The 13,887-nt window shown below is 56.9% G+C and carries 18 protein-coding genes; 2 read left to right on the top strand and 16 right to left on the bottom strand.

Translation table 11 applies throughout. The features are described 5' to 3' along the window. Positions 1-66: 66 nt before the first annotated feature. The 13 genes from ACNQP3_RS21960 to pilM all read right to left on the bottom strand — a co-directional run bounded on the left by ACNQP3_RS21960 (position 67) and on the right by pilM (position 8,576). Positions 67-1,506: a DUF6094 domain-containing protein gene (locus ACNQP3_RS21960; protein WP_023629560.1), complete on the bottom strand. Its 1,440-nt coding sequence runs from the start codon at positions 1,504-1,506 to the stop codon at positions 67-69. Positions 1,507-1,538: 32 nt separating this feature from the next. Further along, positions 1,539-2,135: a hypothetical protein gene (locus ACNQP3_RS21955; RefSeq protein ID WP_023629561.1), complete on the bottom strand. Its 597-nt coding sequence runs from the start codon at positions 2,133-2,135 to the stop codon at positions 1,539-1,541. Between the two features lie 63 nt (positions 2,136-2,198). Continuing rightward, on the bottom strand, positions 2,199-2,453 hold the full coding sequence (locus ACNQP3_RS21950; RefSeq protein WP_023629562.1) for a hypothetical protein: 255 nt from the start codon (positions 2,451-2,453) through the stop codon (positions 2,199-2,201). Positions 2,454-2,545: 92 nt separating this feature from the next. Then, the gene (locus ACNQP3_RS21945) at positions 2,546-3,151 is read right to left on the bottom strand and encodes a DUF3275 family protein (protein WP_023629563.1); all 606 of its coding nucleotides are present in this window, start codon (positions 3,149-3,151) and stop codon (positions 2,546-2,548) included. Between the two features lie 60 nt (positions 3,152-3,211). Further along, positions 3,212-3,622 (bottom strand): hypothetical protein, encoded by a 411-nt coding sequence (locus tag ACNQP3_RS21940; protein WP_023629564.1) that lies wholly within the window; start codon positions 3,620-3,622, stop codon positions 3,212-3,214. Between the two features lie 69 nt (positions 3,623-3,691). After that, the gene (locus tag ACNQP3_RS21935) at positions 3,692-4,012 is read right to left on the bottom strand and encodes a hypothetical protein (protein WP_031314724.1); all 321 of its coding nucleotides are present in this window, start codon (positions 4,010-4,012) and stop codon (positions 3,692-3,694) included. A 307-nt stretch (positions 4,013-4,319) separates the two neighbouring features. Beyond that, positions 4,320-4,670, bottom strand: a complete 351-nt coding sequence (locus ACNQP3_RS21930; protein ID WP_023629565.1) for a hypothetical protein — start codon at positions 4,668-4,670, stop codon at positions 4,320-4,322. Between the two features lie 231 nt (positions 4,671-4,901). Then, the gene (locus tag ACNQP3_RS21925; RefSeq protein ID WP_023629567.1) at positions 4,902-5,327 is read right to left on the bottom strand and encodes a hypothetical protein; all 426 of its coding nucleotides are present in this window, start codon (positions 5,325-5,327) and stop codon (positions 4,902-4,904) included. A 75-nt stretch (positions 5,328-5,402) separates the two neighbouring features. Continuing rightward, on the bottom strand, positions 5,403-5,561 hold the full coding sequence (locus tag ACNQP3_RS21920; RefSeq protein ID WP_023629568.1) for a hypothetical protein: 159 nt from the start codon (positions 5,559-5,561) through the stop codon (positions 5,403-5,405). Positions 5,562-5,614: 53 nt separating this feature from the next. Next, the gene (locus ACNQP3_RS21915; RefSeq protein ID WP_028692967.1) at positions 5,615-6,187 is read right to left on the bottom strand and encodes an STY4534 family ICE replication protein; all 573 of its coding nucleotides are present in this window, start codon (positions 6,185-6,187) and stop codon (positions 5,615-5,617) included. 324 nt (positions 6,188-6,511) lie between these two features. After that, positions 6,512-6,637 (bottom strand): hypothetical protein, encoded by a 126-nt coding sequence (locus ACNQP3_RS21910; RefSeq protein ID WP_023629570.1) that lies wholly within the window; start codon positions 6,635-6,637, stop codon positions 6,512-6,514. 249 nt (positions 6,638-6,886) lie between these two features. Further along, positions 6,887-7,237 carry a hypothetical protein gene (locus tag ACNQP3_RS21905; RefSeq protein WP_023629572.1) on the bottom strand — a complete coding sequence of 117 codons (351 nt, stop codon included), beginning with the start codon at positions 7,235-7,237 and terminating at the stop codon, positions 6,887-6,889. 898 nt (positions 7,238-8,135) lie between these two features. Beyond that, positions 8,136-8,576, bottom strand: a complete 441-nt coding sequence (gene pilM / locus ACNQP3_RS21900; RefSeq protein WP_023629574.1) for a type IV pilus biogenesis protein PilM — start codon at positions 8,574-8,576, stop codon at positions 8,136-8,138. 104 nt (positions 8,577-8,680) lie between these two features. On the opposite strand from pilM, the gene ACNQP3_RS21895 reads away from it, so the two are divergent. Both ACNQP3_RS21895 and ACNQP3_RS21890 read left to right on the top strand, forming a co-directional pair. Then, positions 8,681-8,959, top strand: a complete 279-nt coding sequence (locus tag ACNQP3_RS21895) for a helix-turn-helix domain-containing protein (RefSeq protein ID WP_230852927.1) — start codon at positions 8,681-8,683, stop codon at positions 8,957-8,959. After that, positions 8,934-10,094 (top strand): tyrosine-type recombinase/integrase, encoded by a 1,161-nt coding sequence (locus ACNQP3_RS21890; RefSeq protein WP_028692968.1) that lies wholly within the window; start codon positions 8,934-8,936, stop codon positions 10,092-10,094. The genes ACNQP3_RS21895 and ACNQP3_RS21890 overlap by 26 nt, the downstream gene beginning before the upstream one ends. Positions 10,095-11,430: 1,336 nt before the next feature. Here ACNQP3_RS21890 and ACNQP3_RS21885 read toward each other — a convergent pair. The 3 genes from ACNQP3_RS21885 to ACNQP3_RS21875 are packed head-to-tail and all read right to left on the bottom strand — an operon-like array spanning position 11,431 to position 13,883. Beyond that, positions 11,431-11,673, bottom strand: a complete 243-nt coding sequence (locus ACNQP3_RS21885) for a hypothetical protein (RefSeq protein WP_038705588.1) — start codon at positions 11,671-11,673, stop codon at positions 11,431-11,433. Between the two features lies 1 nt (position 11,674). Beyond that, entirely contained in the window at positions 11,675-12,949 is a 1,275-nt protein-coding gene (gene pilV / locus ACNQP3_RS21880; protein ID WP_103446247.1) for a shufflon system plasmid conjugative transfer pilus tip adhesin PilV, read from the bottom strand. Further along, the gene (locus ACNQP3_RS21875) at positions 12,939-13,883 is read right to left on the bottom strand and encodes an ATPase, T2SS/T4P/T4SS family (protein WP_023628938.1); all 945 of its coding nucleotides are present in this window, start codon (positions 13,881-13,883) and stop codon (positions 12,939-12,941) included. Before ACNQP3_RS21875 ends, pilV begins: the two co-directional genes overlap by 11 nt. Positions 13,884-13,887: the final 4 nt, after the last annotated feature.

The raw sequence follows: 13,887 nt of genomic DNA, 5'->3' as shown, positions 1-13,887 counted from the left end.
CAAACCCAGACGGGTATGGACATACCCTGTGGGTTGGTGTGGGGTGGGGAGCTGTTGTGGCGCTGGTCAGTAGTCGCTGGGAAGTAGCAGGGTAGTGGAGCTGCGGTCGGCTTCGGTGATGATCCAGAGCCTGGACTCGTCGCCGGCGTCGATGTCGTAGCTTGAGAACAAACGGTCTCCATGGGTAAGCGCGAGCTGATTGGAGGATCGATCGTCATCGCATAGCTCACCCCAGTCGCCAGCAAGATGGCGTTTCAGCGCGGGAGTAGGGTTGAGCTGCCCGGTTTCGACCAGATGGCTGACAGCAGCGGTCATCATGATCTGCCCCGGGTTGAACAGCGGCGTTGCAACTGACTGGTCGGTTGCAGGCGTTTCGTCGTTGCTCGCCGGTGAGGAACTGATGATCAGCACCTGGCCGTGGTTCACCGAGGAAGGTGTCATTTCCCAGGCGCGGATGATCGGAATGAACCGGTCGGTGAGGATCCTGACTTCTGAGACGTTACCCTTCTCGTCCTCAGTGAATTCGGTCTTGCGCACCTTGTCCTTGTAGGTATCACCCTTCACGACCAAGGTCCGCCCCGACTTCGAACGTACAACACCGGAGATTGCGCCGGCGGCCAGGGCCAGTGCGAGGTGCCAGCGTGAAAGCTCGCGGACAGGGGCTCGGGGTTGAAGCCCGGTTTTCCCGAAGTGCAAGTTGAAGTCTGGCCAGAGGCCCCGCAACCGCAGGATCTCGGAGGCGAATTGCTCCGGCTCCAGGGTAATGCGGTAGAAGTGCTCCAGCTCGCTAGCAGCTGACGGGACGAGGTACGGCTCCCATGTCCAGTTGGCTGGGATCTCCTCAGCTTGCTCCTGGCCGGCGCCGATCGCCTGCAGGCGAGACCTCACCTGGTTGGTGGAAACCCGGGCCAGGTCCTGCCGACGTACACGGATGCCGAAGATCACCACCTGTTTGAAGGTGGGGTCTGCAGCACCGTATACACGCATTTCGGTGAAGTGGTTGCTCAGCCATCCAGTGAACTCGTCGTCCAGCACGTAGTGAGGAACGATGAGCACCATGACGCCGCCGTACTGCAGAAGCGGGAGGCAGCGTTGATAAAAAGCTTTCTCCAAGCGCCGGCGGCCGCTGCCTTGGTACTGGGATGCACCGGAGTGATCCGCGACGAGGTCACCGTAGGGTGGGTTGAGCCAGAGCAAGCCGAACGACTGGCGGCTGATCAAGGTGTCGAAGAGGTCGCTGTGCAGCACCCGATCGAGCAGGCCACGCGCGTGATCCGCGCGTTCGCGATCGTACTCGACGGCGAATGCTTGGACCTGGTCGCGGCCCAGGAGGTGAGCTGCTTCAGCAAGGGCAACACCCTCGCCGGCGCAGGGGTCGCAGATCCTCATCCTGCCCGAGGTGGCGGGAGTGAGCGCCTGCAGCGTGCGTTCGAGCGTGATCTCATCGGTGGGGTAGTAGCCGTTGCGGGCAAAGTTGCGCGCCAGGCGCGGAAACATAAGGGCCATAAGCGTTCCTTGAGTCATAGGTGAGCCCAGGCCTACGCCTGAGCTTCGATAGTGAGTTCGCCGCGACGGATCAGCTCTCCGAGGGAGGGCTCGAGCACGTCGAGCTGAAGAGCGAGCCGCCAGGCGCAGACGTTGCCGATCGCCCCGGGTAGGGCAGTCAGCATGCGGTGCTGGGTGAGGACTTCCATCACGGGCTCGTGCCAGTGGGGGAGAAGGGGAAGCGGGCAGGTCTCGATCACCAGTGGCCAAAGCCGTTGGTGAGGGGCTTCATTGCGCTCCAGGAGGGCAAAAGCGAAGTGATTGGCTTGGTCGGGCACCGAAGCGCGCCGATCGAACAGCCAGAGGTGCAACATGCTGCCGAATAGGGTGCCGCGGAATTGCCGTGTGGTGCGCTTTTCCAGTAGGTCATGGTTAGGGAAAACGGGAATGCTCCGCCCGTCGACGAGAATGTGGAACTGCTCGATGCCATTCTCTTCTCGGCCAAGTGTGAGCCTGGCCAGAAACTCCTGCAGTGCGGTGTCACGACCCCAGGCCGACATGAACACCAGGTTGCGTTGCTCGTCGCACACACAGGCGTCGACGTACAGGTCCGGGCATTCTTCGATCTGGAACAAGGGGGATGGGTGCATGATGGCCTCCGTAGTGGAGGCGTCCGTCCCAGAGGGCGGAAGCCCCCCGGGGTGGTCTGGTGGTTAGTTGAAGGTCCTGGTGTCTGGATCGAACACCACGGGTTTCTCATTGTGCAGTGGCCCGTGACCAGCAAGGAAAATCTGGATGCGATACTGGTCACGCAGGCGGATAGCGGCCTCCGCCTGGTCCAGTGTGAGCTCCAACTCCTCGATGAACAGGTCGACGAGCTCCTCGTCAGTCGACACCTCGTTGTTGGACAGCTGGTCCTCGATGTTCGCGAGGGTTTGTTTGCTCAAGTTGCTGAAGATGGCGTTCATGGTGGTGCTCCAGGTAGAGAATGGAGCCCCCCGAGGAGGCCCCTCAGGGTGCGTGGTTCAGGTTGACCACGGCAGTGGTGTGGCAGGGCGCTTTAAAGCGAGGCCCTGGTCCAGGTTTGAGTTTTGAAGTCCATGGTGAAACCGAGCTGGTCCAGTCGGGTGCATTGGGCGCGAAGCCGTTGTCGGTCAACGGTAGTGTCGAGCCTCACGGTTTCGCCCAGTGGCCACACCGTGCCAAACAGCTCGGCATCGATGTCGTTCGTGCTTGGTGGTGCCGTTGGACTCATCCCGAAGGGCTCATCCGAGGCGAAGGCATCAGTTTGGGGCCGTCGCGCCGGTGTATTTGGAGTCCGACGTGGCGGTATCGGTGTGGATGGTGGCCCGTCCTCTTCAAGAGGGTCAGGGACGTTTGTTGGCAGGTGTTCTTCGTCCTCGCGACTGAGACCTGTGACATCCTCCAGGGTCATGCCCTCAAGTTCAGCCCTGATCTCAACAACGAGTCGACCGCCGTGCGAGTAGTACGAAGGTCGAATCTGCTTGATTGCGAAGTCACCTCGGTATTTACCCTCCTGGTACTGATCCAGGAGAGCATCCTTGATGGTGAACTCACCGATCGAGGTACTGAGGCGGCCGACGTTGAAGAGCCCGAGTCGACCGGAGATGGTGCGGATGGCCAACTGGCCGGTGATGGAGATCATGTGCGCTCCCCGTAAGGCATGGGGAACACCAGCGGGTGCTCCCCGCGAGGTGGAAGGTGATCAGTAGTCGAACAGAGGCAGACCGTAGAGAACGTTGCTGTTGGGGTCGATGACCAGGAACCTCACTTCAGCCTGAGCGGCAAGGGTGAGCACTTGGATGGTCTCCTCGCTGAAACCCTCGGCGGCTTGCAGAGCTTGAAGTGTCGACAGGTCGTACCCCCAGTGCTGTCCCAGATGTTGGTCGGTCCAGGGCGTACTGAGAAGTTTGAAGCCGATGGCGTCACTGTCGGGCAGGGTGAAGCACTCGAAATGAAGCAGAGCTGTATCAGCAGTTTCTACGAGTGCCTGCAGCTCCTCCCAGTCCTCCTCGGGCAAGTGTGCCGAGGCGATCTCGAACGCTTGGCTGTAGCAAGGATGAGGTACAGGGTGATCGCCGGTAGCGATGTGGAATGGGTTGGGTGATTGTGCCATGTGGCGTGCTCCTGGTTGAGAGAAGCCACCCCAGAGGGTGACCCCTCTGGGTGAGTAAAAATGGCTGTGTCAGGCGGGGTCTGCAGTGTGCTGCAGCTGGATCTGGATGTAGGATGGCTCGTCCTCGGGGGTCACGATTTGCAACATGAGGGCGACCCAGTCACGGTCGCGGCCGGTGTGGCGCTTCGTGTACACACCGAAGGACAGAGCACTGGCCTGAGGCTGCTGCTTGAGCTCTTGCCACGCCGCCTGGACGACAGTGGCGAGGCGTTGGCTCATCTCGGCCACCCGCATGGGGTTTTCGAGATAGACCGCCCGCATCCAAGCCGGGTTGTCCAAGACTACAGGAAGGGTGAGGTATGCCTCGGATGAGGCGGGGGAAAACGACATATGAGGTCTCCAAATAAAGCGAGGCCTCGTCCGCGAGGATGAGATCCCCGCAGGTAGGTAATGTAGAAGGCACTCCATCACTGGGTGATGCGATCGCGCTGCCGAGTGCTCGGCGATCTTGGGTGGGTTGGCGCAACGCGCTGGAGCCTTAAACCCTGGCTCCGGGAGGCACTGTCAACGACAGTGAACCAATACGGAATTCGTTTCCCGGACTGTAGGCTGAGGCCTCACAGTTGCCAGGTGTCTGCTTTGAAAGTCCCCCCGAAGGGATACCCTTCGGGGTGGAGGACTGGTGATACAGGGTGGGTCAGATCATGTCTTCGTAGATCTCTTCCCAGAGGTTGGAACTAGCTTCCTGTACAGCGCGGTAGTGCTCATCATCGAGCTGGAAGCCTTGCCGTTCTGCCTCACGTTTGAACAACTGGTCGTGAGGAAAGGTGAGAGCTGCATACTGATCGCGCAGCGTAGTGAGCAGGCTCATCTCGTACAGTTCGAAGTGTTGGCCACAGCGATCCAGGGCGAGGTTCGAGCTAGCTTTGATTGAGTCCGCGAACCGCCGCTCAAGCACGTCTACGCGGATGAAGGCCCCGGCAACTCGTTTCTCGAAGGGATTGGTGATGAACATGACGCCATTGAAGACTTGGGTGGCTTCAGACATGGTGATTCTCCGATGAGGGGGTCACCAACCCGCTCGGGTGATGTACCCGATAAGGTTTATAAGAGCGCAGCCGAAGGATGTCTGGTTGTTACAGCACGATGGCATACGTCGCATCGATTGGTACGTAGAGGAGTTCGAAATTTCGCTCGAAGTTCAGCGGAGGCATGATGTCTCTCCATTGAGGATCATCAGCCAGATCGGGTGATGTTCCCGATACGGTTAAGTGAAATGCTACAGATCATTCGGATCCATAAGACCCTGTATGACCCTGATAAGGCATGTATTAACCCGAAGATCCTTGGGAGTTATCTCGCCTCGGGCATAGGCCATGTCAGCTAGATGGTATTCACGGCCGCTGAGTTGCGCATAGACATCAACAAGACGATATCTGTCATTTGACAGTTCATCATCCGTGATTGACCAGGATGAGGCGAAGTGAGGAAGCAGCTTGGCGTAATCGCACCACTGCATGTTCGTGTAGTCTGGGATTCGCACCCCGTTATCATCGATCTCACAGCCCAGATGCGCGAATGAGGTCGAGTAGTACAGCCTAGGTTTCTGACCCTGGTTACGCAGCTCCTGAATATCTGAGCGCGCGGTAGCGAAGTCAGGGAAGCACTGCTGAATATCTCCAGCGACAGTGATGCAGTAGGGCATGGCGAAGTCCTTTGTGAGGAAAACGCCTCCCGAAGGGGATCGTCGTCCCCTATTGGGTAGGAATCAGGTTAGTGATCAGTGGGGGAGCGCAGTCGGGACTGTGCTGGCTTTGCGGTTGAGCACGTTAATCGCGAAACCGCTCAGCCCAATGAAAGCGCAGGCACCGAAAACAATGTCGCCGAGGATTACAGCGGCGACCAGGATTAGAAGGTTCAACGCGAACAGGATTTTCATGACTGCCTCCTTGGCAGAATATGAAGGCGCTGAAATCAGCGCCTTGATAGGGGTTATGCAGCCTGGTTGGCTTCCTTGGGAAGATCATTACCGAGGACAGGGTCGAGTTGCTCACCGAATTGGTCGGCGACTGGCTGTCCCTGATTCACGGGTTGCTCAGGTTGTTCCTGATTCAACGTTTGATCAACACCAGGTTGTCCCTGATTGTCAGTGGGCGGGGTGGCATTTTTCGGCTTCGCTTCGTAAACCAGCTTGCCGTCAACTTTGATCCAGCCGATGAAGAGCAGACGGCCTTTGAGGCTTGCGCCGGCCTGGCCCTTCTTGTCGCCTTTATCATAGGTGAAAGCGTCAGCCCAGATGTCGCCGATTCGGAAGGAGACGAGCACCTTCTTTTTGGCTTCAACGGCCTGCTGGCAGCGTTTAACCAGCGATTCTGCCTCAGCACCGACAACGTTGCAGTCGATGTAGGAATACTCGGCTTTATCAGTCGCGCCGTGCAAAGCTGCAACGGTGACACAGGTGAAGGGCTTGCCCTTGCGGGGGCTTACTTCACGGATACGGTTGAGGTAGCCGATGCCAGTGGTGTGCAGGTCGAAGAATTTGGCTTCGTTGGATTGGTTGCTCATGGTGATTCTCCAGTTTCAATAGCGAAAGCGGAGAAACACTTCGCCCATGGGGGAAAGTATTCCCCGCGTGGGTTGGGATGTAGCAAGTTGGGTGGGCTTCCATCAATCTCTCGATTGATCAATCGCGCTTCCGGAAGCTTGGCGATTTTGGGGAGATCAACACCGCAGTGGGTGTAGCAGTCTTTCAGATCATGACTGCTCGGGCTTGGGTTACTGACGACGTCAGCAGCTCACGGTCACAAGGATGGAAACGGAGAAACACATTGTCAAGCCCTGAAAGAAAAAAACCCTCCAGGTGGAGGGTTAAGTAGGGAAAATCGATGATCAATGTGCTCGAAGAATCTTCTGGCACCGGCGTTTGATATTAGGCCAATCGGCCCAAACTGCCATGCCGACGCAGATGACGAGCAGGGCGGTGAACATGAGGATGCCGAATGTGGTTTGGCTCATGTCATTCCTCCGGGGTGAGGTAAATGCCTGTGATCCAGATTACAACACCTACCACGAGGGCGAAAGCGGTCAGGAGACGGCTAGTGCTGAGGAAGATACCTACGAGGGCGGCGGCAACGGCCGTCGTTCCGATCTTGCGAAGGTCGTCTGCCACAGCGGCACGTTTTTTTGAAACCATGGCGTTCCTTTGATCGCCAGGCCCTCACCTTGCCAGGTGGGGTGCCTGGCACTGGGTGAGGTTGGAGGGAGTTAGATCGCAACTGGAGCTATGAGGTCGTTCAGCGGGCCCATACGCAGCTCTGATGCTTTGGGTTTGCTCGGCTTGCGCTGACGGGTACGGCGCTTGGTCGGTGGTACCGCTTTGGTGTTGTTTTCGAACCACTGGTTCAGATCAACACCGCGGCGTGCGAGGGTTGGAATGCGGCAAAGCTCATCCCAGTCGCTGCGGGTGGGTGCTATGTTCGCGAGTTGTACAACAGGCCGAACATGTGCTGGGACTACTGGGGCTGGACGTTTCATGGCGCGCAGGAACTCACGGGTGAGGGTGCCGAGCGCGTAGCCAAAACGGAAGCCGATGGAGGGTGCGGACATTGCGGTCATGGTGTTTCTCCTGCGGTTAAAAAATGCGGAGAAAACACTGTCCCTAACGGGGAAATGTATTCCCCGCTGGGTTTGCGGAAGGAGCTTCTATCGACGGAGGTCGACCGGTCGTGCTACCAGAAGCTAAACGACCTTGGGCTGGTGGATCACACAGACTTCGTGCTGCAGCATTACGGATCCGAGCTGCATGGGGCATGTTGCTGACGACGTCAGCAGATCACGGCTTAATAATCGGAGCGGGGAAGGGTTGTGTCAAGCGGAGGGGGAAAGGGGGGAGAGATGGAGGGAGAAGTCCGGCTGGATCAGCCCTTGAAAGGTGACCCAGCCGTGGTTGAAAAAAAAAGTTGAAGGAGCCACCTGTGTCGGAATCGTCGATCCCTGGGCATTGATCGTTTCGACTCTCATCACCTGGCCATTCTCGTGGCTTTGGCCAGCAAACATGAGGCACGCATCCGCGCACAAAAGGAGCCCGGCTTATCGCCGGCGGGCCACCGGCAAAGGAGAGAGTACCCATTGGGTAGCCTCATGGACCTTCGACAAGTCCATCAGGCTACCCAAGGGGAAGGAAAGAGGAGGGGCCACATTACCAATGTGGCCCTTGGATCAAAGAAGCACCGAACCTCTTGAAACTCTATGTGCCTGTGAACTCGATCATCACGAGTTAGACGGCTGCGCGACTAGAGAGAGCAGGGAGACACAGGGAGAGCTTTCAACCAGATCCGCACGCCCTTCCCGGAGCTATAGCGTGCTTACGGTTTGGTGTTGAGGCGAACCACAACACCTGGGCGCTACTGATGACCGTCAGTAGCCAGCGGGGTTGAACCAAAACTGATGTCATTATGGGTTGTACCATGGCCGGGATGCAAGGCTCGTAGGCTTTTTCGCGAGGCGTCAACTGTCAATAGACCGCAACGACTGCCCCCTCTGGGACGGGCGCTGGAACGGCTATGGCCATGTTACCCACCTTCGGTGAGAACAACTGGCCAGACCTCTTCACACCAACGGTGGCGGACTCAGTGCGCTCGGTCAGTGCAGCCGGCAGGCCGGCAGGAACCGTTCCCGCGATGTAGGTGTAGGACACACCACTCACGATGTATGTGGCGATCCCGCTTTGCTTGGTGTACCAGCTTGGAAGGTTCAGGGATGAGTCCGTCGGTGCTCCAGTGAACCCAGGGTTGGTCCGGGCATACTCTGCTGCGGCCGAGCGGTAGATCAACATACTCCGGCTGAGGGCATCGATCGTGGCCTGCTCAGTCACGGCCTCATCGGTGTGCTGCACCTGAGTGAAGATGCCTCCTGCCACGATCAGCAGGGTCATAGCGATCCAGTAGATGTACATGAGGAAATCCTGGGGGATGAGCGTTGTGGACTATAGTCCGCTGACGATTATAGTCAACAACCCGAAAATTCTGACCTTTGATCTCGTGATCTCGGGTTGGACTTTTGGAATTACAACCAGACTCTTCGAAAAAGCACAATCATGCATTCGGCATGGTGCTGGCCGAGCTGCGCACTGCTCGGGGCATCTCGCAAGAAAAGCTGAGCTTCGAAGCTGGTGTAGATAGGTCGTACATCAGTCTGCTTGAGCGTGGCCACAAATCTCCAACCCTGGATACCGTTTTCAACCTTTGCTGCGCATTGGAAATCCAATTCGACCAGCTGGCCAGGCTGCTGCAGGCCAAACTGGAAGAGTTGAATGACCCAGGACATGACGCTCGCTGAAGGCCTGACCCTTTATCGACAGAAAGTCTCCGTACTAAAGAAAGGCTTTGTACAAGAGAGTTACCGTATCTCAAGTCTGCTTAAGTCGAAGTATGCCGACAAGAACATGCGTGATTTTCGAAGCCCTGATATCGCTAGTCTCCGCGACGAGCGTCTCTTGCAGACCAACCCTAAAACGGGTTTACCCATATCACCATCTACGGTGCGCCTGGAAATGTCGCTGCTGTCGAACGTGTTCGACATTGGCCGGATCGAGTGGGGGGTGTGCGAGTCGAACCCGGTCTCGAACGTACGCAAACCGAAAGCAGCACCTGGCCGAGATCGGCGACTAACTGCCCGCGAGGAGCGCCAGATCATGCGTTATTGCCATGCGCATCCCACACCAGACCTCTATGTCCTGGTTGTGCTGGCGATCGAGACAGCTATGCGCCAGGGGGAACTGTTGAAGCTTGAGTGGGAGCACATCAGCCTACAGCGGCGAATTGCGCACCTCCCCGATACCAAGAACGGATCGAAGAGGGATGTGCCCCTGAGCCTCAAAGCTCGTGATGCGTTGATCCAGCTCGGGGCACGGACGAAGGGCAAGGTGTTTGGCTATACCGCTAATGGGTTGAAGTCGGCCTGGCGCATCATGCTGCAACGGCTGGACATCAAGGACCTTCATTTCCACGACCTCCGGCATGAAGCCTGCTCGCGCCTCTTCGAGCTCGGCACACTCGACATTATGGAAATTGCTGCGATCAGTGGTCACAAGAGCCTGGCGATGTTGAAGAGGTACACCCACTTGAAAGCGTCCCGATTGGTGAAAAAGCTTGAGGGGAACAAGCACCGTGGCCAGCAGGTGATCATCAATCACCTGGTGCCGTATCCTGCTGTCGTTTCGGAAACACCCAGCGGCGTCACCGTGCGGGTGCTCGACTTCGATGGTGTACAAGGCGCTGGGGGTACTGCAGAGTTGGCAAAGCGAGTGGCGGAAGATGCGCTGCTACGTCATCTGATGGTGTCGTTAAGGGACAAGGAGCCTATTCCAGCTCCTGATCAGTATCTGGAGCAGGTTAACGAGGGCGAAATAATCATGCTCGACCCGTTGAGCCAGAATTGCCCCTCAGATGGGGCTCACACTTTTTTGCGGTGATTAGGTGATGTCTTGAGATTGCCCAGGCCTTGTGGATTGGGCATCTTGGGGCAATCCTATTTTGCCAATCCGGTGCTTGGAAAGCAGTGTCGGCAAGGTTTGGGGGAGCATATACAGGAGTTGGGTCAATGACCGAATCAGGATGTGGTATTGCCAACCCCCAAACAGGTGCATGTAGTTGTCCGTTGGGATTTTCCTCAAACCTCACAGGTTTCAGTTACGCAGGTGCAACTCCATACTATTGGTATCACGTTTGCCAAAAGTAACCATCTTGCCAATCCGGGGTGTGGGCTGGCAGTGGTGATAGAAAACTTAAACATGAAGTTAGTCCAGCAAACACCTGGTATGCCGCCAACCAAGTTTGCGGTTCCAAGGGTGAGAAATGGCATTTGGCAAGCCTGTCGGAAATGCACATTTTGAGATCAATGGGGCTCAATAATGGAGTCTATTACTGGACTAGTGAATGGGGCTCGGCAGCGGCCTTCACTTTCCGCCTCAGTGACGCAGCCTTAGATATAGCTTCAGGTGGAGCAGCAGTTCCATTCTTTTGTGTCCAATAGGTTTGCCAATCCGGGGTGTGGAAATCGGGCGGTTCTGCAGATGGTGTAGGTTCTGGCTTTATGACTGGGATAACCGGGCAGTACGTGAATAGATTTACCGGTGGATATAGCTGCCCGACGGGACTGGTTCCAAACCTGATCGGAGGTGTCCAGATAGGTGGCTGTAATCCATGCCTAACTTACTCTTGCAGCAAGCCTTAACAGGTTTGCCAATCCGGTGCGTGGCGGCAGGCTGCAGCAAAATTTGAGCTGACCGCCGAATACATTGCCGGCTACCAACAAACAGTCCGCATGATTGCGAGCACTGAAGGATTCTGCTTTCCCACCCTGATCAGCATGGCTTCTTTGAATAACTACGATAGTTATTGGGGGAAGATTTACATAGGGGCTGATGGTTTCTGGTATCTATCAACTGCTGATAGCTCATACCCAAGAGGGCAAAGTATGTACGCGCGATGCGTGCGATCCTAGTAGCAGCTTCAGGCGTCTAGTTACATGCGATCACATAGCTACATGCACCGCCTGGGTTGAATGCACCTTTGTCATAGAAGCCACAGGTTACGATCCGATTGCTATCAGCGTAAGCGTAATTACCGCCAGCATAATCGGGTCTCGGGGCAGGGTGAGGGTTTGACGCATCGGAAGCCGACCAAGTACAGCTATCTTGGGTACTGCCGCTTGGAAGAGGGATTTGCTGGCCGTGGGTGATAAATCCAGTAAGAACCTTTCCACCGCCAGCTGAACGCCACACCCCGGATTGGCAAGATGGTTATGCGTTACGTCGAACTGCTTGCCTGGCCTTGTAGTTTTAATAAGTTGTTCAAGTGTTGGTCTAGTGACGAAATTTGGTCGGAATCGGCCAAGCCTCGAGAAATCTGTCGCAAAGTCTCTAATGCTTTAGCAGACTCTGCAACAGCCTCAGAGTGTTCTTTGGTCGCCAACTGCTCAAGAAGAGCATGCTGTGAGCTCAAGCTGGAAATAGTGGCCTTGATGAAAACGAGAAAATCCAAACTATTCATCTCACCACTCCCTTATCGATGAGGTTATTGGTAGGTCTTTAACCCCAACCGTGTACCCATAGAAATTGTAATGGGTAAGGACCCCTGCATTCGCCACAGCACAGCTGACGCTACTGCCACAGAACACGTATCCGAAACCACCGCATACATTGGACCGACACTTGATGGTTCCAGAAAACAGACTACCCGTTACGCTACCGGTGCCGCTGTACCCAGTATTGCCGTTAATGCCGATTTGCCATCCGCCAAGCTCGCCCGAGCCGGCGGCTGTCCACACCCCGGATTGGCAAGAAGGTGTGAGGCACTGGCAGGTAAGGGGCGCGCCCAGGTTGTTTTTCGACTGGATGCCGATCTTCGGGCACGCCTGTCCTTCAACAGCGGTGCTCTCGATATCCAGATACTCCCCAACTGTCACACGTCCGTCCGCCTGCAGTGTCCCGCCGCGGATTTTTCCGCCTGTCAACAGGCCCTTGTCGTTAAGAACCCTGACCCAGTCTGCATCAGCTTGGTAGATGCCGCCCCCCCACTTCTCGTTCACCCACCCAGTGTCGTTCTGGCTTCTGAACCAGCCGTCCTTACTGGTGATGTCGCTCGTCGCGGTGACCGCGCGGGCATTGTTGATGTCGTTGCCACCCATATCGATCGCGGTGTTCATCCGGTTGTATTCAGGGTGGCCTGGGACAGCGTTGCGGTAGAGGTAGTCGTTGGCCAGCTCGCCGTCCATCAAGAAGAGCGCGCTCGCGGTATGTCCCTGCCCAGGGTTGATGCCGTAGTTGCTGAGCGCCACTTCCCATCCACCTCGCACACCCTGGATGACTCCGGGCTTGAGTGACGATATGAATCCGCCCGGCCCGCCAAGATGCTCAGCGATGGTCCGAATGCCGAGTTCCGGGATGACCTGGCCACCGGTGGTCACCACAATGGCCTCGAGCTGGTTAGCGTTGAGGCGCCTGGCCAGGCCGACGATGGTCTGGCCGAAGCTATTGGTCGAGCTGAAGCCCGCCGGCAGATATTTGGTGTTTTGCATCATGTCTACGGTGACCTGGACAGGCGTAGTCGGGCCAGCATTGCTGAGCACCACGGAGTAGTTGTCCTTGAGGTACTTGGCAAAAGCGTCAGCGACAGTCCGCTGGTGTTCCGCGGCGATCCGGTAGTCCTGCTGGTTGCCGTAATTGAGCATCCACCAACCCGCGAGAGACAGCATGATGCTCATCACTATCAGGCCGAACAGGCCATCAATGGTAAAAAATCCAGCCTGCCCGCGTTTACTGGCCATGCCAGAGACTCCTGTTCGATTGGGTGACGATGTCTTGCTCGATCATCTGAAGATGTCCGCTGCGGATCTTCTCGCGGATGGACGGCGCGTCATCCAGGGTCAGTGACAGCGTTTGGAGTGTGAGTCGCGGCTGTCCGTGGTCTGGACGGAGGAGGGTTTGGTGAATGACCACAGTCAGCCCCTGTGAGAGCACCTCCAGGGCATTCGGCATGATGGGCTCGGCAAGTACAGCCAGGCGCTGGATGGAGCTCCCGATGCTGCCGCCGTGCCCAGTGGAGAAAATGAGATGGCCATTGATGGATGCTTTGATGACTTCAGCGGCAGTGGCCGTGTCTCGAACTTCACCGACCAGGATGAGGTCAGCGCGAGTTCGAAGAGCGCGTATCAGCGTTTCTGAATAGCCGCCTTGCATACGGGAAACCGGCAACTGGATGCAGCGGCCAGAGCCATGTTCGCCTTGGAGGAGCGTTTCCGGCGGGTCTTCTACAGTCAGGCCCAGGCCGCCGCGTGATGTCAGGCGGGCCTTCACCGCCGAGGCAGCACTGCTGGTCTTGCCGGTGCCCATCTCACCAGCGAAGTACACCAGGCCCCGGGTTTCTTCGGCGAGCAGGCACTCGTAAATATGGTCCGGTAACCCAAGATCCTCGAGAGGGATGATGGTTGCTCTTGACCGATTCAGCACAAAAAACGGCTTAGTGAAGACGTCCAGGTTGTACGTCACTCGCAAGAGCACGCGATCCTCTAACACGAGGGCGAATTCAGGCTCACGTGTTGTCTCGTACTGATGCAGACACCGCGCCCTCAGTTCCTGGATCTCGGTCAACCACTCCGGAGGAGCGGCGGCCTTGCGGGGCTGACCTGCCAGCCCCTTCACATCGGCAAAATCATGGCCAAGATAGAGGTCCACGAACTCAGCATCTGCAATCAAGCTCACGCTG

This window comes from Pseudomonas sp. LFS074 (genome assembly GCF_047978165.1).
Lineage (GTDB): Bacteria > Pseudomonadota > Gammaproteobacteria > Pseudomonadales > Pseudomonadaceae > Aquipseudomonas > Aquipseudomonas putida_P.
The sequence above is the reverse complement of the archived record's forward strand: the minus strand, read 5'-3'. Positions and strand labels throughout refer to the sequence as shown.

Excerpts from the sequence above, each read along its gene's own strand:
- ACNQP3_RS21960 (WP_023629560.1), bottom strand. The coding sequence starts at position 1,506 with ATGGCCCTTATGTTTCCGCGCCTGGCGCGCAACTTTGCCCGCAACGGC.
- pilV (WP_103446247.1), bottom strand. The coding sequence starts at position 12,949 with ATGGCCAGTAAACGCGGGCAGGCTGGATTTTTTACCATTGATGGCCTG.
- ACNQP3_RS21905 (WP_023629572.1), bottom strand. The coding sequence starts at position 7,237 with ATGACCGCAATGTCCGCACCCTCCATCGGCTTCCGTTTTGGCTACGCG.
- ACNQP3_RS21950 (WP_023629562.1), bottom strand. The coding sequence starts at position 2,453 with ATGAACGCCATCTTCAGCAACTTGAGCAAACAAACCCTCGCGAACATC.
- ACNQP3_RS21945 (WP_023629563.1), bottom strand. The coding sequence starts at position 3,151 with ATGATCTCCATCACCGGCCAGTTGGCCATCCGCACCATCTCCGGTCGA.
- ACNQP3_RS21915 (WP_028692967.1), bottom strand. The coding sequence starts at position 6,187 with ATGAGCAACCAATCCAACGAAGCCAAATTCTTCGACCTGCACACCACT.
- ACNQP3_RS21910 (WP_023629570.1), bottom strand. The coding sequence starts at position 6,637 with ATGAGCCAAACCACATTCGGCATCCTCATGTTCACCGCCCTGCTCGTC.
- ACNQP3_RS21940 (WP_023629564.1), bottom strand. The coding sequence starts at position 3,622 with ATGGCACAATCACCCAACCCATTCCACATCGCTACCGGCGATCACCCT.
- ACNQP3_RS21920 (WP_023629568.1), bottom strand. The coding sequence starts at position 5,561 with ATGAAAATCCTGTTCGCGTTGAACCTTCTAATCCTGGTCGCCGCTGTA.
- pilM (WP_023629574.1), bottom strand. The coding sequence starts at position 8,576 with ATGTACATCTACTGGATCGCTATGACCCTGCTGATCGTGGCAGGAGGC.
- ACNQP3_RS21930 (WP_023629565.1), bottom strand. The coding sequence starts at position 4,670 with ATGTCTGAAGCCACCCAAGTCTTCAATGGCGTCATGTTCATCACCAAT.
- ACNQP3_RS21890 (WP_028692968.1), top strand. The coding sequence starts at position 8,934 with ATGACCCAGGACATGACGCTCGCTGAAGGCCTGACCCTTTATCGACAG.
- ACNQP3_RS21925 (WP_023629567.1), bottom strand. The coding sequence starts at position 5,327 with ATGCCCTACTGCATCACTGTCGCTGGAGATATTCAGCAGTGCTTCCCT.
- ACNQP3_RS21885 (WP_038705588.1), bottom strand. The coding sequence starts at position 11,673 with ATGAATAGTTTGGATTTTCTCGTTTTCATCAAGGCCACTATTTCCAGC.
- ACNQP3_RS21955 (WP_023629561.1), bottom strand. The coding sequence starts at position 2,135 with ATGCACCCATCCCCCTTGTTCCAGATCGAAGAATGCCCGGACCTGTAC.
- ACNQP3_RS21935 (WP_031314724.1), bottom strand. The coding sequence starts at position 4,012 with ATGTCGTTTTCCCCCGCCTCATCCGAGGCATACCTCACCCTTCCTGTA.